Genomic DNA, 20,528 nt, shown 5'->3' with positions numbered 1-20,528 from the left:
CTCACACCAGCCGCTTGTACTCCCGGAACCAGGCCGCCGCCCCCGGGTGCAGCGGCACCGGCCCGGTGGCGATCCCGGTGCTGCGGTTGATCCGCCGCGCCTCCGGGTGGTTGACCGCGATCGCGTCCGACTCGGCGAACACCGTGTTCGTCACGATCTTGACCACCTCGACCGGCAGGTCGTCCCTGACGATGAGCAGGTTGGGCACCGACACCGTGCGGTAGGGCAGCAGGTAGCCGTAGGTCGGCTTCGGGATGGTGGCCGGCATGTAGGCCGAGGAGTCGCCGCTGGCCAGCGCCTGCGCCTGCTCGGCGAGCTCGACCATGCGGATCGGCACCTGCCGCCGCAGCAGGTCGCTGATCGCCGGGGTGGGGATGCCGGTGAGGGTGAAGAAAGCGTCGATCCCGCCCTCCTCCAGCTGCTTGGCCGCCTCGGCCTGGGACAGCCGCACCTCGTTGAAGCTCAGCCCGGCGATCCGGCGCAGCTTCTCCACCGTGTACTCGGTGCCGGACCCGGCCGCGCCCACCGCGATCCGCCGCCCGGCCAGGTCCCTGGTGGTCTTGATCGGCGAGCTGTCCAGCACCACCAGGTGCAGGAAGCTGTCGTAGAGCCGCCCGATCGCGCTCACGCCCTCCACCGGGCTGTTCTGCCTGGCCAGCATCGCGTCCAGGGAGACGAACCCGAGCTGGGCCTGGCCCGAGCCGAGCAGCATCAGGTTCTCCACCGAGGCCCCGGTCGGCCGGGTGCGCACCGCGGTGCCCCGCAGGTGCTTGCGCAGCTCCTCGGCCAGCGCCCCGCCGATCTCCCGGTACACCGCGCCGGGCGGCCCGGTGGCCAGCACCAGCTCGGGCAGGACGGGCAGCTGCCCCGTCGTGCAGCTGCCCAGGGCGGCGGTCACCGCGGTGCCAGCCCCGCCCAGCAACAGCGCGCGTCGAGTCAGCGCGGTCGGCGGCATGGTGCCAGGCTAGTCCGTCCGGATGACACGCACACCGGAACAACATCGAGGCCCTGTTCCGGTAACGGCCCTGTCACCATGCCGGCGCTTTTGTCAGGACAGTCTCAAGTTTCGCCCGGGTCGCTTGCCGGTGAACTTCTCCGGTCACGAGCATTCGCCCGGACCACGGATCACTGTCGAGGAGGACATGTTGGCAACGACCGCTGCTGGGGGGCGAACGCGTAAGCCGATCTACCGGCACCTGTACTTCTGGGTGCTGGTCTCGATCGCGGCAGGAATCCTGGTCGGGATCCTGTTCCCTGTTCAGGCAGCCGGGCTGAAGTGGCTCGCGGACCTGTTCATCAACCTGGTGAAGATGGTCATCGCGCCCACGATCTTCTGCACCATCGTCGTCGGCATCGCGGGGCTGGGCAACCTCGCCAAGGCCGGCGGGCTCGCCCTGCGCACCATCCTGTACTTCATCGTGATGACGCTGATCGCCCTGGTCATCGGCATGATCGTGGTGAACATCCTGCAGCCGGGCGTCGGCCTGGACATGCAGCCCAGCGCCGCGGACCTCAAGGCAGGCGCGGACGCGCAGAAGAAGGCCGCCGGCGCCGAGGGCTTCACCGCGTTCATCCTGCACCTGGTCCCGGAGTCCTTCGTCGGCGCGTTCACCAGCGGGCAGCTGATCCAGGTGCTGGTGCTGGCGGTGCTGGTCGCGGTCGCCATCGGCATGATGGGCGAGCGCGGCGCCAAGCCGTTGCAGGCGCTGGACACCATCGCCAAGATCATGTTCGGGGTCATCAAGATCGTCATGTACGCGGCGCCGATCGGCGCCTTCGGCGGCATGGCCTACACGATCGGCACCAACGGCGCGAAGGTGTTGTCCTCGCTGGCGTTCCTGATGATCGCCTTCTACCTGACCTGCGTGCTGTTCGTCATCCTGGTGCTCGGCGGGGTGGCGAAGCTGGCCGGGTTCAACATCTTCAAGTTCATCCGCTTCATCAAGGACGAGCTGCTGATCGTGCTCGGCACCTCCTCCAGCGAGGCGGTGCTGCCGCGGATGCTGGTGAAGCTGGAGGCCGCGGGCGCGCAGAAGTCGGTGGTCGGCCTGACCATCCCCACCGGCTACTCGTTCAACCTGGACGGCACCTGCATCTACCTGACCATGGGCGCGCTGTTCATCGCCCAGGCCACCGGCGCCCACCTGCCACTGTGGACCCAGATCGGCCTGCTGCTGTTCATGCTGCTCTCCAGCAAGGGCGCCGCGGGCGTCACCGGAGCCGGCCTGGTCACCCTGGCCGCCTCCCTGGTGGCCTTCCAGAACGTCATCCCCGAGGCCAGCATCGGCATCGCGCTGATCGCCGGCATCGACCGCTTCATGTCCGAGGCCAGAGCCCTGACCAACCTGATCGGCAACGGCGTGGGCACCCTGGTCATCGCGAAGTGGCAGAACTCGCTGGACCGGGAACAGCTGGACCGGGTGCTCAACGACCCGTCGCTGGTGGACATGGACGAGCTGATGAAGGTGGAGAACGGCGAGGCCGCCGAGAAGAAGGCCGCCGAGCAGAAGGCGAAGGCGGAGACGACTTCCTAGCGTCGCCCTGGGGCCGAGGGCCGGGTTCACCACGCGGTGGACCCGGCCTTCGGTGTGTAGTTTCCTGGTTGCTGATTTCATTCCAGAGGGGGGAATGCGGATGAGTGACGTTGAACGCTGGGGCTTCGAGGACGCCGACGACTGGGAACCGGCGCCCAAGCGCCCGGTCACGCCGGAGCCGAGCGCGGCAGAGCCGGACGGGATCACCGGACAGGACGCCGACCGGGTGGTGACGGTGTCGGTCGGGCCGATGGGCGAGGTGCTGTCGGTCCGGCTGGCCGCGGACTGGCGCCGCTCGGTGGATCCGCGGGCGTTGCAGGGCAGCGTGCTGACCGCGGCGAACAACGCGGTGATGCAGGCACTGGCCAGGCAGGTCGAGCAGACCGAGCAGGCCGATGTCCCACCCTGGCCGACGCCGACCGCACAGCCGGAAACCACGCCGCTCACCACCGAGGCGGCGTTCCGGTTGATGGACGCAGTGGGCGCCGAACTGGCGACGCTGACCGATCGCCTGGACGCGGTGCTGAACCAACCGATCGAGGTTGGGAGCGCGGGCGGGCACGTGCGCGGCAGCGCGATGAACGGGCAGGTCAGCACGTTGACGGTGGACCCGTATTGGGCTGACTCGGCGCGCAACCCCGAGATCGAGGGCGAGCTGACCGAGGTGCTGCGGGAACTGCGCCGCCGGAGCACCCCCGACCCGGAGCTGACCCGGTGGCCGACCAGCCCGGCGATCACCGAACTGACCGGGCTGGTGAGTGACCCGAACCTGCTGTTGCGCCGATTGGGGCTGTCATGACCGACCTTTCCGCGGCCTACGAGGCCCTGCGCGCCGACGCCGTCCGCTGGGACGAGGCGGCGGACGCCCTGGAGCAGCCGCGCCGGGCACTGGACGGCCTGCACCTCGGCCCGCCGGAACTGTCCAAGTGGGCGGTCAAGGCCGGACTGGACCAGACCTACCTCCAGGCGCGCACGACCATGGACGACATGATCGGCAAGGCGATGGAGACCTTCCGGCTCATCAGCCAGACCCTGTGGCAGGCCGCGGACACCTATGAGCGCGAGGAAGAAGCCAGCCTGCACACGCTGAAGAACACCACGAAGTAGGGGAAGCTGTGAGCGAAGCCGTGCAGCGGGCCAATGAGCGCCTGCGCGAGGTTGACGAACGCATGCGGAAGTTCTTCGACCAGGTGAACCAGGCGGTCAACTCGGTGCCGGAGCCGCTGCGCTGGGTCATCCCGCGCATCGACCTCCTGGTGGAGGCAGTGACCCGGAACAGCCTGGAACTGGGAAAGCAGCTCGAGGACCTGCTCGGTGACCGGGGCGATGCCGACCGGGTGAGAGAGGCCGCTGAGCAGTGGTCGAAGGACATCGCGGGCAAGCTGAACGACGTGGCGGGCGCGATCGACCCGGGCAAGATGGACACCACCCTGGAGTGGGAAGGCAGGGCCGCTGAGGCCTATCGACTGACCATCCCGACCCAGGTCAGCGGGCTGACCGGGCTGAAGGACCTGGCGACCCAGATGCGTGGCTCGCTGGTCAACCTGGGCAACTCCATCGAGAGCTTCTGGGTGGGCATCACCGTCGCGTTGATCGTGGCCCTCATCGGCATCGCCTCCGCGGTGGCCCTGACCGTCTCGGTGGCCGGTATCCCGTTGGCACTGCTGATCCTCGTCGCCGTGCTGCCGTCGGTCGCGGGACTGATCGGCAGTCTCATCACCGGCCTACTGGCCCACGTGAACACCTGCAAGGCGGAGCAGTCCGCTCTCCAGGAGAAGCTGCGGATGGTCGGCGAAACCTGGTCGCAGGGCCGGATTGAGCAGATGGGCGATGCCAGCGTGCTGGACGGTGACGGTTCGGACTGGAAGCCGCGCTAGTGGCCGTCTACATCGGTCGGCCGCCGGTGTGGGTGCCGATCCCCGCCGAGCAGGCGCGGCGGCTCCGCACCGCTGGTGGCTGGTTCGCGATGCTCACCGGTTCCGCGGCGGCGGTGCTGGCGGTGCTGGTGGTCCTGCTCGGTGGGCAGTTGGCGACCAGGTATGACGTGCTGGTCCCGTTCGTCTACATCTTCGCGCTCACGATGGACGTGTTCCTGGCCATGACTGGGTTTCTGGTGCTGAACCCGTGGCGGCACCTGCGGGGTGAGCAGATCGAACTGCTCCTGGTGCGGCGGAGCCGTCAGCTGCTGGGGTTGATCTGGGGGATGATGTTCCTGTTCGCGTTCTTCCTGACCTTCTTCCTGCTCGGCCTCCTGCAGACCGAACTCAGGCGAGGTGGCCGAATGGACGGCTGGGACTGGCTGTTCGTGGTGGTCGCCTACCTGCCGGTCGTGTTGCAGAGCGTGGCGTTCTTCGTCGGGCGGCGGCTCTACCCCCGCCCCAACCTCTGACTCACCCCGACCGCACCGGCGTCACCACGCGTGTCCCGTCCGGCGCGGTCAGCACCTCCGCCCGCGCCGCGTAGTGCCGCGAAACCCGTTCCGCCGTCAGCACTTCCGCCGGCGGCCCCACCGCCACCACCCGCCCGCCGTCCAGCATCAGCAGCTGGTCGGCGTACTGACCGGCCAGGGTCAGGTCGTGCAGCGTGCTCACCACCGTGGTGCCGTCGGCCAGCCGCAGCCGGTCCACCAGGTCCAGCAGCGACTGCGCGTGCCCGATGTCCAGCCCGGTGGTCGGCTCGTCCAGCAGCAGCAGCCCGGCCTGCTGGGCGAGCACCCTGGCCAGCACGGCGCGTTGCCGCTCGCCGCCGGAGAGGGTCGGGAGTGGACGGTCGGCCAGGTCGGAGAGGTCGAGGCGGGCCAGGATGTCGGCCACCAGGTCCAGGTCGGCCGGGCCTTCGCGGGCCAGGAAACCCAGGTGCGGGGTGCGGCCGAGCAGGGCGTAGTCGGTGACGGTGAGGCCCTCGGGCAGGGTGGGGGTCTGCGGGGCGTAGCCGATGCGGCGGGCGCGGGCGCGGTTGGTCAGTGCGGCGACCGGGGTGCCGTCCACGGTGATGGTCCCGGTGTGCGGGACGGCGTTGGCGACGGCCTTGAGCAGGGTGGACTTGCCCGCGCCGTTGGGGCCGATGACGGCCAGCCAGCTGCCCGGCGGCACGGTGACGGTGACCCCGGCGACCGCGATCCGGCCGTGGTAGCCCGCGGAGACTCCCTCGATGGCCAGCATCAGCCCCTCCTGGAGCGGCGCAGCACGACCGCGAAGAACGGCGCCCCGGTGAACGCGGTGATCACGCCGATGGGCAGTTCGCCGGGGGCGATCACGGTGCGCGCCACCATGTCGGCCAGCACCACGAAGGCCGCGCCGCCCAGCAGCGACAGCGGCACCAGCACCCGGTAGCTGCCCGCGACCAGCAGCCGGACCACGTGCGGCACCACGATGCCGACGAACCCGATCAGGCCGCTGACCGACACCGCGGCCGCGGTGGCCAGCGAGGCCGCGCCCAGGATGATCAGCCGCACCCGGCGCGGGTGCAGGCCCAGCGCCGCGGCCTCCTCATCGCCCACGCCGAGCACGTCGAGCAGCCGGCCGCTGGCGCACAGCACGAACGAGGACAGCGCGATGTAGGGCAGCACCACCAGCACCTGGGACCAGCCCGCGCCGCCGAGGCCGCCGAGCATCCAGGTGTAGATGGTGCGCAGGCTGTCCACGTCCAGGGTCTGCACGAAGGTCTGCACCGCGGTCAGGAACGCGGCCACCGCCACCCCGGCCAGCACCAGGGTGGCGGTGCCCGGACCGGCCGAGCGGCCCAGCGCCCAGGTCAGGCCGACGCCGAGCACCGCCCCGGCGAAGGCGGCGATGGGCAGCGGGCCGAAGAACTCGCCGGTGCTGAAGGTGGGCACCGCGAACACGGCCAGCGTCGCGCCCAGCCCGGCCCCCGCGGCCGCGCCCAGCAGGTACGGGTCGGCCAGGGGGTTGCGGAACACGCCCTGGAACGCGGCGCCCGAGGAGGCCAGCGCGGCGCCGACCAGGCAGGCCAGCACCACCCGGGGCACGCGCAGCTCCCACAGGATGGCCGCCTCGCGCGCCGACAGCGGCGAGACCCCGCCGGTGAGCTGGGCGAAGACCTCGCCGAGCACGCGTCCGGTGCCCAGGTCGATCGCGCCGAGCAGCACCGCGGCGGTCACCACGGCGAGCAACAGCAGCAGGGTGAGGGCCAGGTGGCGGAACCGGAGCCGGGTGGGGACGGCGGCGGTCACTTCTTCCCGGCTGCGGTCACGGCCTCGGACACGGTGCGCACCAGGTCGACCACCCTCGGTCCCCAGCGGGAGGCGATGTCGTCGTCCAGGGCCACCACGCCGCCGTCGCGCACCGCGGGCACGCTCGCCCAGCCCGGCCGGGTGCCGACCGAGGCCGCGGTCTGGCCGCAGCACTTCACATCGGCCAGGAAGATCAGCCGCGGCGCGGCGTTGACCACCTGCTCGGCGGAGAGCTGCGGGTAGCCGCCGCCGGACGGGTCGGCCGCGTCGGCGATGTTGACCAGGCCGAACAGGCCGTAGATGGAGCCGATGAAGGTCTTGGAGGTCACGGTGTAGAAGGTCGGGTCCAGCTCGTGGTAGTACTTCAGCGCCTCAGCCGGCCGAGGGGTCTCCCGGACCAGCTTGCTGATCTGGCCCTTCATCCGGTTCACCACGTCGTTGGCCGGGGTGCCCTGCCCGGTGGCCTGCCCCAGGATGCTGATCTGACCGTAGGCGTCGTCCAGGGTCTTGGCCGCGGGCAGCAGCAGCACCGGGATCTTCAGCTTCTCCAGGCCCGCCACCACGCCCTCGACGTCGTTGGAGGCGACCACCAGGTCCGGCTGGTGCCCGGCGATGGCCTCCACGTTCGGCTTGAAGCCCGACAGTGTGGTCTTGGGCGCCTCGGCCGGGAAGTTGGACTGGTCGTCCACGGCCACCACCTGCTTGCCCGCGCCGATCGCGAACAGGCTCTCCGTGGCGGTCGGGTTCAGCGAGACGATCCGCTCCGGCTTCTTGGTGATGGTGAGCGGCTTGCCGCCCGGCGCGCCCACCTCGACCGGGAACGCCGACTCCACCGAGGTTTGGCTCGGCGCCGGATCGGGAACCCGGCTCGCGCACCCGCCAACGAGGGCGATGGCGCTGACGGCGATGAGTGCTGCGCGGGTACTCCGGGGAAGACGCATCGAATCCTCTGGGGTCGATCGGGTGAAAGCTCCCAGGGACGTTACCGGCGTGTTCCACGCCCTGCCCAGAGAATCAGCAGGACACGCGTACTGTTGGTCTCGCCGCTATGTCGAACGAAGCAGCAAAATCGTTACGGCGCAATGACCGACATCACCCTTCGAGGGGTGTTTCCGGGTTTCCTGCCTGTTACAGTCCGGTCATACCTGTCGCTACCGGCGCGTACGCCGGTGTGACCTCGCGGGCCACCGTCGTCCCGTGCCCAGCTTTCCACCACCTGAGCACGGAACACGACGAGGGAGGTCTCCGCGTGATCTTCTCCGCCATCCCCGCCCAGCAGGGACTGTACGACCCGGCCGAGGAACGAGACGCCTGCGGTGTCGCCATGGTCGCCGACATCCAGGGCCGCCGTTCCCACGGGATCGTGGTCGACGCCCTGACGGCACTGGCGAACCTCGAACACCGCGGCGCCGCCGGCGCCGAGCCCACGAGCGGGGACGGGGCCGGAATCCTGCTGCAGCTACCCGATGAGCTGCTGCGCGCGGAGCTCGGCGACCTGCCGGAGCCGGACGCCGCCGGGAACCACACCTACGCCGCGGGCATCGCCTTCCTGCCCGCCGAGGACGACCTGCGGGTCAAGGCGGTCGCGCTGATCGAGCGGATCGCCGGGGAAGAGGGCCTGCGGGTGCTCGGCTGGCGCGAGGTGCCGGTCAGCCCGGAGGCCGCCGGCGTCGGGCCGACCGCGCTGTCGGTGATGCCGCACTTCTCCATGCTGCTGGTGACCGCGACCGAACCGGGCCCGGACGGGCGATGTCGGGCGGGCATCGACCTGGACCGCCTGGCCTTCGCGCTGCGCAAGCGCGCCGAGCACGAGAGCGAGCAGGCCGGCTACGGGGTGTACTTCCCCTCGCTGTCCGCGCGCACCCTGGTGTACAAGGGCATGCTGACCACCGCGCAGCTGCCCGCGTTCTTCCTCGACCTGACCGACCACCGGCTGGCCAGCGCGATCGCGTTGGTGCACAGCAGGTTCTCCACCAACACCTTCCCCTCGTGGCCGCTGGCGCACCCGTTCCGGTTCGTCGCGCACAACGGTGAGATCAACACCATCCGCGGCAACCGCAACCGCATGCGCGCCCGCGAGGCCCTGCTGGAAAGCGACCTCATCCCCGGCGACCTGTCCCGCCTGTACCCGATCTGCGCGAGCGACGCCTCGGACTCCGCCTCCTTCGACGAGGTCCTGGAACTGCTGCACCTGGGCGGCCGCACCCTGCCGCACGCGGTGCTGATGATGGTCCCGGAGGCGTGGGAGAACCACGCCACCATGGACGCCTCCCGCCGCGCCTTCTACCAGTTCCACGCCAGTCTGATGGAGCCGTGGGACGGCCCCGCCTGCGTCACCTTCACCGACGGCACCCTGGTCGGCGCGGTGCTCGACCGCAACGGCCTGCGCCCGGCCCGCTGGTGGCAGACCGCCGACGGCCGCGTGGTGCTGGCCTCGGAGACCGGCGTGCTCGACGTGGCCCCCAGCCAGGTGGTGGCCAAGGGCCGCCTGCGGCCGGGCCGGATGTTCCTGGTGGACACCGCCGCCGGGCGGATCGTGGACGACAACGAGGTCAAGTCCGAGCTCGCCGCCGGGCTGCCCTACGACGAGTGGCTGCACGCCGGCCTGCTCAACCTGGCCGACCTGCCCGACCGCGAGCACGTGGTGCAGAGCCACGAGTCCGTGGTGCGCCGCCAGCTCACCTTCGGCTACACCGAGGAAGAGCTGCGCGTGCTGCTCACCCCGATGGCGGTCAGCGGGCTGGAACCGTTGGGCTCCATGGGTTCCGACACCCCGATCGCGGCGCTCTCGCAGCGTTCCCGGATGCTCTACGACTACTTCGTCCAGCACTTCGCGCAGGTGACCAACCCGCCGCTGGACGCCATCCGCGAGGAGATCGTCACCTCCGTCGCGCGTGTCATGGGCCCCGAGCGCAACCTGCTCGACCCGGGACCGTCCTCCTGTCGCCACATCCAGCTGCCCTACCCGGTCATCGACAACGACGAGCTGGCCAAGCTCATCCACGTCAACGACGACGGCGACCTGCCCGGCTTCGCCTGCGCTGTCCTTTCTGGACTGTACGAAGTGGACGGTGGTGCGGAGGCGCTGACCGCGGCGGTGGAACGGGTCCGCCGGGAAGCCTCCGAGGCCATCGCCGCTGGTGCCCGGATCCTGGTGCTGTCGGACCGGGACTCCGACCACCGGATGGCGCCGATCCCCTCGCTGCTGCTGGTCTCCGCGGTGCACCACCACCTGGTGCGCACCAAGGAGCGCCTGCGGGTCGCGCTGGTGGTGGAGTCCGGGGACGCCCGCGAGGTGCACCACATCGCGCTGCTGCTGGGCTACGGCGCGGCCGCGGTCAACCCGTACCTGGCCTTCGAGACCATCGAGGACATGGTCAACCGCGGTGCGGTCACCGGCATCGAGGCCCGCAAGGCGGTGCGCAACTACGTGGGCGCGCTGGTCAAGGGCGTGCTGAAGGTGATGTCCAAGATGGGCATCTCCACCGTGGGCGCCTACACCGCCGCGCAGGTCTTCGAGGCGGTCGGCCTGGCCACCGACGTGGTCGCCGAGTACTTCGTGGGCACCGCCTCCAAGCTCGGCGGCGTCGGCATGGACGTGCTGGCCGCCGAGGTGGCGCAACGACATCGGCTGGCCTACCCGGACAACCCGACCGACCGCGCGCACCGCGGCCTGCCGGTGGGCGGCGAGTACTTCTACCGCCGCGAGGGCGAGCTGCACCTGTTCAACCCGGAGACGGTGTTCCTGCTCCAGCACGCCACCAAGACCCGGCAGTACGACGTCTACCGGCGCTACACCGCCGAATGCGACCGGCTGGCCAAGGAAGGCGGCGCGCTGCGCGGGCTGTTCGAGCTCAAGGCCGACGGCCGCAAGCCGGTGCCGATCGAGGAGGTCGAACCGGCCAGCGCGATCGTCAAGCGGTTCAACACCGGCGCGATGTCCTACGGCTCGATCTCCGCCGAGGCGCACGAGACCCTTGCCGTGGCGATGAACCGGCTCGGTGGCCGGTCCAACAGCGGTGAGGGCGGCGAGGACCCGGAGCGCCTGTACGACCCGGCGCGGCGCTCGGCGGTCAAGCAGGTCGCCAGCGGCCGCTTCGGCGTCACCAGCGAGTACCTGGTCAACAGCAGCGACATCCAGATCAAGATGGCCCAGGGCGCCAAGCCCGGCGAGGGCGGCCAGCTGCCCGGTTACAAGGTGTACCCGTGGATCGCGCGCACCCGGCACTCCACGCCGGGCGTCTCGCTGATCTCGCCGCCGCCGCACCACGACATCTACTCCATCGAGGACCTGGCCCAGCTCATCCACGACCTGAAGAACGCCAACGAGCAGGCGCGGGTGCACGTCAAGCTGGTCAGCGAGGTCGGTATCGGCACCGTGGCCGCGGGGGTGGCCAAGGCGCACGCCGACGTCATCTTGGTCTCCGGCCACGACGGCGGCACCGGCGCCTCCCCGCTCACCTCGCTCAAGCACTGCGGCACGCCCTGGGAGATCGGGCTGGCCGAGGCGCAGCAGACGTTGGTGCTCAACGGTTTGCGCGACCGGATCACCCTGCAGGTGGACGGCGCGATGAAGACCGGGCGGGACGTGCTGATCGCCGCGCTGCTCGGCGCGGAGGAGTTCGGCTTCGCCACCGCGCCGCTGATCGTGGCCGGCTGCGTGATGATGCGGGTCTGCCACCTGGACACCTGTCCGGTCGGCGTGGCCACGCAGAACCCGGAGCTGCGCAAGCGGTACACCGGCAAGGCCGAGTTCGTGGAGAACTTCTTCTACTTCGTCGCCGAGGAGGTCCGCGAACACCTTGCCGCGCTGGGCTTCCGCAGCCTGGACGAGGCCATCGGGCACGCCGAGCTGCTCGGCGCGGACCAGGCCATCGACCACTGGAAGGCCGTCGGCCTGGACCTGTCCCCGGTGTTCGAGGTGGTCGAGGGACCGCAGGGCAGCGCCAAGCGCCGGGTCCGCGACCAGGACCACGGCCTGGACAAGGCCCTGGACCGCACGCTGATCCAGCTGGCCGAGGCGGCGCTGGAGGACGCGCACCCGGTGCGGCTGGAACTGCCGGTGCGCAACGTCAACCGCACCGTGGGCACCCTGCTCGGCTCCGAGGTCACCCGCCGCTTCGGCGGCGCGGGCCTGCCGGATGGCACCATCCAGGTCAAGCTGGCGGGTTCGGCCGGGCAGTCCCTCGGCGCGTTCCTGCCCGCCGGGATCACCATCGAGATGGTCGGCGACACCAACGACTACGTGGGCAAGGGCCTCTCCGGCGGCCGGATCATCGTGCGCCCGCACGAGGACGCGCCGTTCCGGGCCGAGCTGCAGGTGATCGCGGGCAACGTGATCGGCTACGGCGCCACCGCGGGCGAGATCTTCCTGCGCGGCCAGGTGGGCGAGCGGTTCTGCGTGCGCAACTCCGGCGCGACCGCGGTCGCCGAGGGCGCGGGCGACCACGCCTTCGAGTACATGACCGGTGGCCGGGCCGTGGTGCTCGGGCCGACCGGCCGGAACGTGGCCGCCGGCATGTCCGGTGGCATCGCCTTCGTGCTGGACCTGGATCCGGTGAAGGTCAACACCGCGATGGTGGAGCTCCAGCGGCCCAACGCGGAAGACCTCCGCTGGCTGCGCGAGATTGTCGAGAAGCACCACCTGCTCACCGGATCCACGGTGGCGGCGTCGCTGCTCGGGGACTGGCCGCGCCGCTCGGCGGCGTTCACCAAGGTCATGCCCAGGGACTACCAGCGGGTCCTGGAGGCGGTGCGGATCGCACGCGCCGAGGGCCGCGATGTGGACGAGGCGATCATGGAGGCCTCCCGTGGCTGATGCGAACGGATTCCTGAAGCACGCCCGCACCGAACCGGCCAAGCGGCCGGCGGGCGAGCGGATCGACGACTGGCACGAGGTGTACGCCGCACTGGAGCCCCAGGTCCGCGAGGACCAGGTGCGCACCCAGGCGACCCGCTGCATGGACTGCGGTATCCCCTTCTGCCACAGCGGTTCCGCGGGCTGCCCGCTGGGCAACCTGATCCCGGAGTGGAACGACCTGGTGCGCCGCGGCGACTGGGCCCAGGCCGGGGACCGGTTGCACGCCACCAACAACTTCCCCGAGTTCACCGGCAGGCTCTGCCCCGCCCCGTGCGAGACGGCCTGCGTGCTGGCCATCTCCCCGCTCTCCGGCGGCGCGGTGGCGATCAAGCGGGTGGAGCAGGCCATCGCGGACCAGGTGTGGGAGGCGGGCACGGTCAGCCCGAACCCGGCCACCGTGCAGTCCGGCAAGAAGGTCGCCGTGGTCGGCTCCGGCCCCGCCGGCCTGGCCGCCGCCCAGCAGCTGACCAGGGCGGGCCACGAGGTCACCGTGTTCGAGCGGGACGACCGGCTCGGCGGGCTGCTGCGCTACGGCATCCCCGAGTTCAAGATGGAGAAGAAGGTCCTGGACCGCAGGCTGGCCCAGCTGCGCGCCGAGGGCACCCGGTTCATCACCAACTGCGAGGTCGGCGTCGACCTCACGGTGGAACAGCTGCGCGCGGAGTTCGACGCGGTGGTGCTCGCGGTGGGCGCGCTGCGCGGCCGCGACGCCCCGGACATCCCCGGCCGCCACCTCAAGGGCGTGCACCTGGCGATGGAACACCTGGTGCCTGCCAACAAGTTCTGCGAGGGCGACGGTCCCACGAGCATCGACGCCAAGGGCAAGCACGTGATCATCATCGGCGGCGGCGACACCGCGGCCGACTGCCTTGGCACCGCCCACCGCCAGGGCGCGGCCGGCGTGGTCCAGCTCGACCAGTACCCGATGCCGCCCGCGGTCCGCGACGAGGACCGCTCCCCGTGGCCGGTCTGGCCGGTCGTCCTGCACACCTATCCGGCGCACGACGAGGGCGGCGAGCGCAAGTTCGCGGTCGCCGTCGAGGAGTTCGTGGACAACGGCGAAGGCCAGGTCCGCGCGGTCCGCCTGCGCAAGGTCAGGGTGGAGAAGGACGCCGACGGCCGCCGCTCGGTCATCCCGGTCTCCGCCGAGGTCGAGGAGGTCCCCTGCGACCTGGCCCTGCTCGCCATCGGCTTCGTGGGCGTGGAACACATGCCCCTGCTGCCCGGCCTGGGCATCGAGCTGAACAAGCGCGGCTCGATCTCCTGCGGCTCGGACTGGCAGACCGACGCGCCGGGGGTCTTCGTGTGCGGGGACGCGCACCGGGGGGCCTCGCTGGTGGTGTGGGCGATCGCGGAGGGCCGGTCCGCGGCGCATGCGGTGGACACGTACCTGACCGGTGTGTCCAACCTGCCCTCGCCGGTGCGCCCGAACCTGGTGCCACTGGCGGTCCGCTGACCCCGCCGTGTTGGCCGTTCCGGTACCCAGTGTTGGCCGTTGTCGTACGTCAGGTTGGCCGTTGCGGACGGCACGGTGAGCACCTCGGTGCCACCGCCTGTACGAGAACGGCCAACACGGCGTACGAGAACGGCCAACACTCGGGGTGGGGTTCACCCGAAGGGTGACTGTCGGGGTTGAGTCGTAGGCTGGCTCGCATGGAGTTCTCGGGTTTCGGCGAGTACGCGGTCGACTTCTTCGACGGGCTGGCGGCGGACAACTCCAAGTCCTACTGGACCGACCACAAGCCGGTCTACGACCGCGACGTGCGCGCCCCCATGGAACGGCTGCTGGCGGAGCTGGAGCCGGAGTTCGGGGCGGGGAAGGTGTTCCGGCCCTACCGGGATGTGCGGTTCAGCAAGGACAAGCGGCCGTACAAGGACCACTGCGGCGGCGTGGTCGAGCAGGGGCGTGGCGGCGGGGCCTGGTACGTCGAGGTCGGTGCGGAGGGGTTGATGATCGGCGGTGGGTCCTTCGCGATGGCCCCCGACCAGCTGGCCCGGTACCGCACGGCGGTGGACGACGAGCGGCGCGGCGGGAAGCTGGTGCGGGTGCTGGCGAGGCTGGTCAAGGCGGGCTGGGAGGTGTGCGGGGACGTGATGAAGACCAAGCCGCGCGGCGTGGACCCGGACCATCCGCGGCTGGACCTGCTGCGGCACCGCTCGCTCTACGTGGCCCGGCGCTGGCCCCCTGACGACGACCTGCACGGGCCGGAGTGCCTGGAGCGGGTGCGGCTGGGCTGGCGGGAGCTGAACGCGATCAACGAATGGTGCGCCGACCACGTCGGCCTCAGCGACCAGTGGCGGCGATGATGGGTTTCACCGGGTTCGGCGAGCACGCCGTGGACTTCTACGACGGGCTGGAGGCGGACAACTCCAAGGCCTACTGGACCGACCACAAGGCCACCTACGAGCAGGACGTGCGGGCGCCGATGGTCGCGCTGCTGGCCGATCTCGAGGACGAGTTCGGCGCGGGCAAGGTGTTCCGGCCGTACCGGGATGTGCGGTTCAGCAAGGACAAGACGCCGTACAAGACCGCCTGTGGCGCGCTGGCCGGCGGCAAGCTGGGGGAGTCCAGCTACTACGTGCAGCTCTCGGCGGACGGGCTGATGCTCGGCGCGGGGTGCTACCGGCTGGCCGCCGACCAGCTCGCCCGGTACCGGACCGCGGTCGCCGAGGACCGCCGTGGCGGTGAGCTGGCCAAGATCCTGGCGAAGTTGACCAAGGCGGGCTGGGGTGTGCACGGGGACGTGATGAAGAGCCGCCCGCGCGGGGTCGAGCCGGACCACCCGCGGCTGGACCTGCTCCGGCACCGCTCGCTCTACGTCGGCCGGTCCTGGGAACCTGGCGACTACTTGCACGAACGGGAGTGCCTGACCCTGGTGCGCAAGCACTGGCGGGCCCTGGCCCCGTTCACCGCCTGGCTCGCCGACCACGTCGGTCCGCCCAGCGCCTGAGGCGAACCGGTCAGGCGGCCTGGTCCAGCCAGCCCTCGGTGAGCTCGGCCAGCGCCGCCTGCGCCGCCACCGTGTCCGCGGCGAGCACGCTGACCAGCGCCGCCTCCGGCAGCACGTGCACCGCGCCCCAGACCGCGCCGGGGCCCAGGACCCGTTGCGGCGCGGTGAGTCCCGGCGCGGCCACCAGCACGGTGGCCAGCACCCGGGCCCGGCCGGCCAGCGCGGGTGACCGGTAGCTGGCCGGGTCCAGCAGCGAGGTCGTGGTGCGCAGCACCGGCCTGCCGTCCCGGCGCACCCGCCACCGCTGCACCGCCCGTCCGGCCTGCTCCGCGTGGCGGCCCAGCACGGTGACCTCCCGCCAGCGGAGCACCGCGTCCGGGGCCAGATCCACCTCGGTGGTCGCCGCCAGCAGGCAGCCCTCGGCGAGCACGGTCGGCTCCAACTCGACGTCGAGCACCGCGCCAGCACCCACCGACGCGCGCACCCGCAGGTTCGCCGGCCGGTGCGCGCGGTCCGGCAGCACCAGCTGCGCGCTGGTCGAGCGCAGCCGCAGGCTCGCCCCGGCCTCCACCGCCACGGTCAGGCCCAGCTCGTCACCGCCCAGCGGACCGGCCGCCGTGCCGACCAGGCACACCTCCACGCCCGGTCCGCTGGACCTGGTGCGGCGCAGGGTCAGTGGCGGCCGGGACCGCGCGGTGGCCACCGTGGACCGGCCGTCCGGGGCGCGCCGGATGGTGAGCGCCGCCTCGGCGCGCATCAGTGCTGGTGCGCGGGGGCCAGCTCGGCCAGCACCTCGCGCACCCAGGTCGCGACGCCGGCCGCCGTCGGGTCCTCGGCGAGGGAGTTGAACAGCACCGGCAGCTCGCCCCGGACCGCGGCCGCGTCCCTGGCCATCACGCCGAGGTCCGCGCCCACCAGCGGGGCCAGGTCGGTCTTGTTGACCACCAGCAGGTCGGCCAGGGTGACCCCGGGGCCGCCCTTGCTCGGCACCTTGTCGCCACCGGCCACGTCCACCACGAAGATCTGCCGGTCCACCAGGCCCTTGCTGAAGGTGGCGGTCAGGTTGTCCCCGCCGCTTTCCACCAGCACCAGGTCGAAGGCGCCGTGCCGGGCCTCCAGGTCCTCGATGGCGTCCAGGTTCGCGGTGATGTCGTCCCGGATCGCGGTGTGCGGGCAACAGCCGGTCTTGACCGCGCTGATCCGGTCATCCGGCAGGATCGCGTTGCGGCGCAAGAACTCTGCGTCCTCGGTGGTGTAGATGTCGTTGGTCACCACGCCGAGCCGCAGCTCCGCGCGCAGCGTCCGGCACAGCGCGGCGACCAGCGCGGTCTTGCCGGAGCCGACCGGTCCGCCGATGCCGATCCGCGGGCTCGCGCCGAGCCGGTGCAGGTGCGCGTGCGGGTCCGGACCGTCGTCGTGCGGGCCGTCACCGTGGTAGGCGCCCATGGATCTCCTTTCAGGACACGAAAAGCGTGTCGGACAGCGTGGCGTGGGTGTCGGCGAGCAGGTCCAGCGCGGGCGCGCCCTCGTCCGGCAGCTCGGCCCAGGGCAGGGGAGTGGCCGCGGTGGCCGCCACACTGTCCACTGTGGACGCGAGACTGGTCAGCGTGGACTGCACGGCGAACGGGTCGAGGGCGAGCAGCCGGACCGCGGCCGAGGCCGGTCCGGTGACCGAGGCCAGCGCGATGGCCACCGCCGCGTCCTCGGCGCTGCCGCCTAGGATCGCCGCGCCCGCGCCGAAAGCGAGGCTGTGGTGCGCCCCGGCCGGGCACCCGGCACGCAACGCGGCCAGCACCGCCCCGGCATCGACCTCCGCATCGCTGACTCCCGCGGCGCCGAGATCCGCCGCGCTGAGATCCGCCCCGCCGAGCCCTGCCGCGCCGAGTCCCGCCGCGCCCCGCGCCGCCGCATCAGCCGCCCCCGCAACGCTTTCCGCCCCGCGCCGCACCGCCCGCCCCGGCAGCGTGCGCAGCAACCCGCGCCCCTGCTGCCGCGAAGCCAGCCGCTGCCCCGCCGCCGGCGTCCGCGCGTCCAGTTCCGCGTCCAGCTCCGCCCAGCACGCCGCGTCCCCGCCGTCCAGGGACTCCGCCAGCCGGGTCGCCGCCGCCGCGAACGCCGCCGCCACCAGCCCGGCCGAGACCAGTCGTCCGCGCAGGAACCCGTGCAGCGACGGCACATCCGTCACCACCCCGGCCCGCACCGCCGCCTCCAGGCTGCCCGAGTGTACGTGGCCGCCCGCCGGTAGCCGGGCGTCGGCGAGCAGCAGTAGTCCGGCCGCGACCATCAGAACAGGAAGTACCGCTGCGCCATGGGCAGCGAGTCGGCCGGTTCGGGTTCCACCACGTCCCCGTCGATGCGCACGGTGAAGGTGTCCGGGTCCACCTCGATCCGGGGCAGCGCGGTGTTGTTCGGCAGGTCCGCCTTGCCCAGCGAGCGGGTGCCGGCCACCGGCACCAGTTTGCGGCGCACGTCCAGGCGGTCGGCCAGACCGGCTTCCAGCGCCGCGGGGGCGACGAAGTGGAGGGAGGAATGGGCCGCGGCAACGGGTTCCGCGCCCCACATCGGTCGGACGAACACCGGTTGCGGGGTGGGGATGGACGCGCCGGGGTCGCCCATCGCGGCCCAGGCGATCAGGCCGCCCTTGACCACCACGTGCGGGCGGACGCCGAAGAACGCGGGCTCCCACAGCACCAGGTCGGCCAGCTTGCCCGGTTCCACCGAGCCCACCTCCCGGTCCAGGCCGTGCGCCACGGCCGGGCAGATCGTGTACTTGGCCACGTAGCGCTGGGCGCGCAGGTTGTCCGCGCCGCCGTCGCCGGGCAGCGCGCCGCGGCGGGCCTTGTTCACGTGCGCGGTCTGCCAGGTGCGCACGACGGTCTCGCCGATCCGGCCCATCGCCTGGGAGTCCGAGCTGATGATGGAGATCGCGCCCAGGTCGTGCAGCACGTCCTCGGCGGCCATGGTGCTCGGGCGCATCCGGGACTCGGCGAAGGCCAGGTCCTCCGGCAGCGTCGGGTCCAGGTGGTGGCAGACCATCAGCATGTCCAGGTGCTCGTCCAGGGTGTTCACCGTGAACGGCCGGGTCGGGTTGGTCGAGGAGGGCAGCACGAAGGACTCCCCGGCCATCTTGATCACATCCGGCGCGTGCCCGCCGCCGGCGCCCTCGGTGTGGTAGGCGTGGATGGAACGACCGGCGATGGCGTCCACAGTGGACTCCAGGAACCCGGCCTCGTTCAGCGTGTCGGTGTGGATGGCCACCTGCACCCCGGACTCCTCACACACCCGCAGGCAGGCGTCGATGGCCGCGGGCGTGGTGCCCCAGTCCTCGTGCAGCTTGAACCCGCTGGCCCCGGCGCGCAGCTGCTCCCACAGCGCCTCCGCCCGGACCGTGTTCCCCTTGCCCAGCAAGGCCACGTTGACCGGATAGCCGTCCAGCGCGACCAGCATCCGTTCCAGGTGCCAGGCCCCGGGGGTGACCGTGGTGGCCCTGGTCCCGTCGGCCGGGCCGGTGCCGCCGCCGACGATGGTGGTGACTCCCGCGGCCAGCGCCTCGGGCAGCTGCTGCGGGCAGATCAGGTGCACGTGCGCGTCCACCGCGCCCGCGGTCAGGATCATTCCGTTGCCCGCCAGCACTTCTGTCGACGGACCGATCACCAGCTGCGGGTGCACCCCGTCCATGGTGTCCGGGTTGCCCGCCTTGCCCAGCGCGACGATCCGCCCGTCCCGCACCCCGACGTCGGCCTTGATGACGCCCCAGTGGTCCAGCACCACCGCGCCGGTGATCACCAGGTCCGGCGCGCCCTCGGCGCGGGTGGCCGCGGACTGGCCCATCGACTCGCGGATCACCTTGCCGCCGCCGAAGACCACCTCCTCACCCGCCCGGCCCGGTCCGCCGCAGCGGTCCTCGGTCACCTCGATCAGCAGGTTGGTGTCGGCCAGCCGCACCCGGTCGCCCACGGTCGGGCCGTACCTGGCCGCGTACCCGGCCCGGTCCATCGAGCTCACTCCGGCCTCCTCAGGCTCAGGCCGGGCACCACGCGCCGACCGGCCAGCGGCACCAGGTCCACCTCGCGCACCACGCCCGGCTCGAACCGCACCGAGGTGCCCGCCGGGATGTCCAGCCGGTGACCCTGCGCGGCGGCCCGGTCGAACTCCAGCGCGGAGTTGACCTCGGCGAAGTGGTAGTGCGAGCCGACCTGGGCCGGCCGGTCGCCGGTGTTGGCCACCCGCAGCCGCAGCCGGGGCGCGCCCTCGTTCAGCTCGATCCGGCCCGGTGCCGGGAAGACCTCGCCGGGGATCACGGGATCGGCTCGTGGATGGTGACCAGCTTGGTGCCGTCCGGGAAGGTCGCCTCGACCTGCACCGAGTGCAGCATCTCCGGCACCCCCTCCAGCACGTCCGCCCTGGTCAGCACGGAACGGCCGGACTCCATCAGCTCGGCGACCGTGCGGCCGTCCCGCGCGCCCTCCAGGACGTGCGAGCTGAGCAGGGCGACCGCCTCGGGGTGGTTGAGCCGCAGCCCTCTGGCGCGGCGCCGGGCCGCCAGGTCGGCGGCCACGTGGACGAGCAGCTTCTCCTGCTCGCGGGGCGACAGACGCATCCTTCAGAACCTAGGCGGTGATCGGCTCCCGGCCAACGAACCCGGTGCCGCCCGGCGCGGAGTTCACTCGCCCGAAACATTCCCTCGATCGGCTGAACCCGAACGGCGCCGGGAACTCCGCAGCCGCCGCACCCAGAACCACAGCGTCACGGCCACCGCGACCCCGAGCAGGTCGGCGACCGCGTCCGGCACACCGCCGGTCCGGCCGATCGGCAGCACCGCCTGGAGCCACTCGGAGAGCCCGGCCCAGCCGATGAGTCCGAAGACCAGCGGCCGCGGTGGGAACCTGGCGAGCAGCCCGGTCACCGCCAGTAGCGCGAACAGGCTGAAGTGGATCACCTTGTCCGTGCCCGGCGGCGCCGATGGCACACCTGACGCGGGAGTGAACAGA

20 protein-coding genes are annotated in these 20,528 nt (G+C 71.6%); 9 read left to right on the top strand and 11 right to left on the bottom strand.

Going from position 1 to position 20,528, the window contains the following annotated elements; all coding sequences use genetic code 11:
- Window position 1: 1 nt before the first annotated feature.
- A complete protein-coding gene (locus N8J89_RS32430; protein WP_283660794.1) occupies window positions 2-955 on the bottom strand; it encodes a TAXI family TRAP transporter solute-binding subunit in 954 nt (317 codons plus the stop codon).
- 187 nt (window positions 956-1,142) lie between these two features.
- On the opposite strand from N8J89_RS32430, the gene dctA reads away from it, so the two are divergent.
- The 5 genes from dctA (at window position 1,143) to N8J89_RS32405 (ending at window position 4,923) form a co-directional block, all read left to right on the top strand.
- Window positions 1,143-2,534, top strand: a complete 1,392-nt coding sequence (gene dctA, locus N8J89_RS32425; protein WP_283660793.1) for a C4-dicarboxylate transporter DctA — start codon at window positions 1,143-1,145, stop codon at window positions 2,532-2,534.
- Between the two features lie 100 nt (window positions 2,535-2,634).
- Entirely contained in the window at window positions 2,635-3,333 is a 699-nt protein-coding gene (locus tag N8J89_RS32420) for a YbaB/EbfC family nucleoid-associated protein (RefSeq protein WP_283660792.1), read from the top strand.
- Complete coding sequence (locus tag N8J89_RS32415) at window positions 3,330-3,641, top strand: hypothetical protein (RefSeq protein WP_283660791.1); 312 nt, start codon at window positions 3,330-3,332, stop codon at window positions 3,639-3,641. Before N8J89_RS32420 ends, N8J89_RS32415 begins: the two co-directional genes overlap by 4 nt.
- A gap of 8 nt (window positions 3,642-3,649) precedes the next feature.
- The gene (locus N8J89_RS32410; RefSeq protein WP_283660790.1) at window positions 3,650-4,411 is read left to right on the top strand and encodes a hypothetical protein; all 762 of its coding nucleotides are present in this window, start codon (window positions 3,650-3,652) and stop codon (window positions 4,409-4,411) included.
- Window positions 4,411-4,923: a hypothetical protein gene (locus N8J89_RS32405; protein WP_283660789.1), complete on the top strand. Its 513-nt coding sequence runs from the start codon at window positions 4,411-4,413 to the stop codon at window positions 4,921-4,923. The genes N8J89_RS32410 and N8J89_RS32405 overlap by 1 nt, the downstream gene beginning before the upstream one ends.
- 1 nt (window position 4,924) lies before the next feature.
- Here N8J89_RS32405 and N8J89_RS32400 read toward each other — a convergent pair whose 3' ends face one another.
- The 3 genes from N8J89_RS32400 to N8J89_RS32390 are packed head-to-tail and all read right to left on the bottom strand — an operon-like array spanning window position 4,925 to window position 7,559.
- Entirely contained in the window at window positions 4,925-5,695 is a 771-nt protein-coding gene (locus N8J89_RS32400) for an ABC transporter ATP-binding protein (RefSeq protein WP_283660788.1), read from the bottom strand.
- Window positions 5,695-6,726: a FecCD family ABC transporter permease gene (locus N8J89_RS32395; RefSeq protein WP_283660787.1), complete on the bottom strand. Its 1,032-nt coding sequence runs from the start codon at window positions 6,724-6,726 to the stop codon at window positions 5,695-5,697. The genes N8J89_RS32400 and N8J89_RS32395 overlap by 1 nt, the downstream gene beginning before the upstream one ends.
- Window positions 6,723-7,559 carry an ABC transporter substrate-binding protein gene (locus N8J89_RS32390; protein ID WP_283660786.1) on the bottom strand — a complete coding sequence of 279 codons (837 nt, stop codon included), beginning with the start codon at window positions 7,557-7,559 and terminating at the stop codon, window positions 6,723-6,725. The genes N8J89_RS32395 and N8J89_RS32390 overlap by 4 nt, the downstream gene beginning before the upstream one ends.
- Before the next feature lie 416 nt (window positions 7,560-7,975).
- On the opposite strand from N8J89_RS32390, the gene gltB reads away from it, so the two are divergent.
- The 4 genes from gltB to N8J89_RS32370 all read left to right on the top strand — a co-directional run bounded on the left by gltB (window position 7,976) and on the right by N8J89_RS32370 (window position 15,537).
- Complete coding sequence (gltB, locus tag N8J89_RS32385; RefSeq protein ID WP_283660785.1) at window positions 7,976-12,544, top strand: glutamate synthase large subunit; 4,569 nt, start codon at window positions 7,976-7,978, stop codon at window positions 12,542-12,544.
- Window positions 12,537-14,042 (top strand): glutamate synthase subunit beta, encoded by a 1,506-nt coding sequence (locus N8J89_RS32380; RefSeq protein WP_283660784.1) that lies wholly within the window; start codon window positions 12,537-12,539, stop codon window positions 14,040-14,042. The genes gltB and N8J89_RS32380 overlap by 8 nt, the downstream gene beginning before the upstream one ends.
- A gap of 197 nt (window positions 14,043-14,239) precedes the next feature.
- Entirely contained in the window at window positions 14,240-14,893 is a 654-nt protein-coding gene (locus N8J89_RS32375) for a DUF2461 domain-containing protein (protein ID WP_283660783.1), read from the top strand.
- Window positions 14,893-15,537 carry a DUF2461 domain-containing protein gene (locus N8J89_RS32370; protein ID WP_283666298.1) on the top strand — a complete coding sequence of 215 codons (645 nt, stop codon included), beginning with the start codon at window positions 14,893-14,895 and terminating at the stop codon, window positions 15,535-15,537. The genes N8J89_RS32375 and N8J89_RS32370 overlap by 1 nt, the downstream gene beginning before the upstream one ends.
- 10 nt (window positions 15,538-15,547) lie before the next feature.
- Here the strand turns inward: N8J89_RS32370 and N8J89_RS32365 are convergent, their stop codons facing one another.
- The 7 genes from N8J89_RS32365 to N8J89_RS32335 all read right to left on the bottom strand — a co-directional run bounded on the left by N8J89_RS32365 (window position 15,548) and on the right by N8J89_RS32335 (window position 20,506).
- Window positions 15,548-16,294, bottom strand: coding sequence for an urease accessory protein UreD (locus N8J89_RS32365; protein WP_283660782.1), 747 nt, complete (start codon window positions 16,292-16,294; stop codon window positions 15,548-15,550).
- On the bottom strand, window positions 16,294-16,983 hold the full coding sequence (gene ureG, locus N8J89_RS32360) for an urease accessory protein UreG (protein ID WP_283660781.1): 690 nt from the start codon (window positions 16,981-16,983) through the stop codon (window positions 16,294-16,296). Before ureG ends, N8J89_RS32365 begins: the two co-directional genes overlap by 1 nt.
- A gap of 10 nt (window positions 16,984-16,993) precedes the next feature.
- The gene (locus N8J89_RS32355) at window positions 16,994-17,821 is read right to left on the bottom strand and encodes an urease accessory protein UreF (RefSeq protein WP_283660780.1); all 828 of its coding nucleotides are present in this window, start codon (window positions 17,819-17,821) and stop codon (window positions 16,994-16,996) included.
- A complete protein-coding gene (locus N8J89_RS32350; RefSeq protein WP_502868511.1) occupies window positions 17,821-19,533 on the bottom strand; it encodes an urease subunit alpha in 1,713 nt (570 codons plus the stop codon). The genes N8J89_RS32355 and N8J89_RS32350 overlap by 1 nt, the downstream gene beginning before the upstream one ends.
- Window positions 19,534-19,538: 5 nt before the next feature.
- Window positions 19,539-19,838 (bottom strand): urease subunit beta, encoded by a 300-nt coding sequence (locus N8J89_RS32345; RefSeq protein WP_283660778.1) that lies wholly within the window; start codon window positions 19,836-19,838, stop codon window positions 19,539-19,541.
- Entirely contained in the window at window positions 19,835-20,137 is a 303-nt protein-coding gene (locus tag N8J89_RS32340) for an urease subunit gamma (RefSeq protein WP_252485427.1), read from the bottom strand. The genes N8J89_RS32345 and N8J89_RS32340 overlap by 4 nt, the downstream gene beginning before the upstream one ends.
- A gap of 63 nt (window positions 20,138-20,200) precedes the next feature.
- Window positions 20,201-20,506, bottom strand: coding sequence for a VanZ family protein (locus N8J89_RS32335; RefSeq protein ID WP_283660777.1), 306 nt, complete (start codon window positions 20,504-20,506; stop codon window positions 20,201-20,203).
- Between the last annotated feature and the right edge of the window lie 22 nt (window positions 20,507-20,528).

It is taken from the genome of Crossiella sp. CA-258035, assembly GCF_030064675.1.
Taxonomy (GTDB): domain Bacteria; phylum Actinomycetota; class Actinomycetes; order Mycobacteriales; family Pseudonocardiaceae; genus Crossiella.
This window is presented reverse-complemented; position numbering and strand designations above follow the sequence as displayed.

Bases quoted from the DNA above. Each gene is read 5' to 3' on its own strand.
- N8J89_RS32430 (WP_283660794.1), bottom strand. From the start codon at position 955: ATGCCGCCGACCGCGCTGACTCGACGCGCGCTGTTGCTGGGCGGGGCT.
- N8J89_RS32420 (WP_283660792.1), top strand. From the start codon at position 2,635: ATGAGTGACGTTGAACGCTGGGGCTTCGAGGACGCCGACGACTGGGAA.
- N8J89_RS32400 (WP_283660788.1), bottom strand. From the start codon at position 5,695: ATGCTGGCCATCGAGGGAGTCTCCGCGGGCTACCACGGCCGGATCGCG.
- ureG (WP_283660781.1), bottom strand. From the start codon at position 16,983: ATGGGCGCCTACCACGGTGACGGCCCGCACGACGACGGTCCGGACCCG.
- N8J89_RS32340 (WP_252485427.1), bottom strand. From the start codon at position 20,137: ATGCGTCTGTCGCCCCGCGAGCAGGAGAAGCTGCTCGTCCACGTGGCC.
- N8J89_RS32375 (WP_283660783.1), top strand. From the start codon at position 14,240: ATGGAGTTCTCGGGTTTCGGCGAGTACGCGGTCGACTTCTTCGACGGG.
- N8J89_RS32370 (WP_283666298.1), top strand. From the start codon at position 14,893: ATGGGTTTCACCGGGTTCGGCGAGCACGCCGTGGACTTCTACGACGGG.
- N8J89_RS32355 (WP_283660780.1), bottom strand. From the start codon at position 17,821: ATGGTCGCGGCCGGACTACTGCTGCTCGCCGACGCCCGGCTACCGGCG.
- N8J89_RS32350 (WP_502868511.1), bottom strand. From the start codon at position 19,533: ATGGACCGGGCCGGGTACGCGGCCAGGTACGGCCCGACCGTGGGCGAC.
- N8J89_RS32415 (WP_283660791.1), top strand. From the start codon at position 3,330: ATGACCGACCTTTCCGCGGCCTACGAGGCCCTGCGCGCCGACGCCGTC.
- dctA (WP_283660793.1), top strand. From the start codon at position 1,143: ATGTTGGCAACGACCGCTGCTGGGGGGCGAACGCGTAAGCCGATCTAC.
- N8J89_RS32365 (WP_283660782.1), bottom strand. From the start codon at position 16,294: ATGCGCGCCGAGGCGGCGCTCACCATCCGGCGCGCCCCGGACGGCCGG.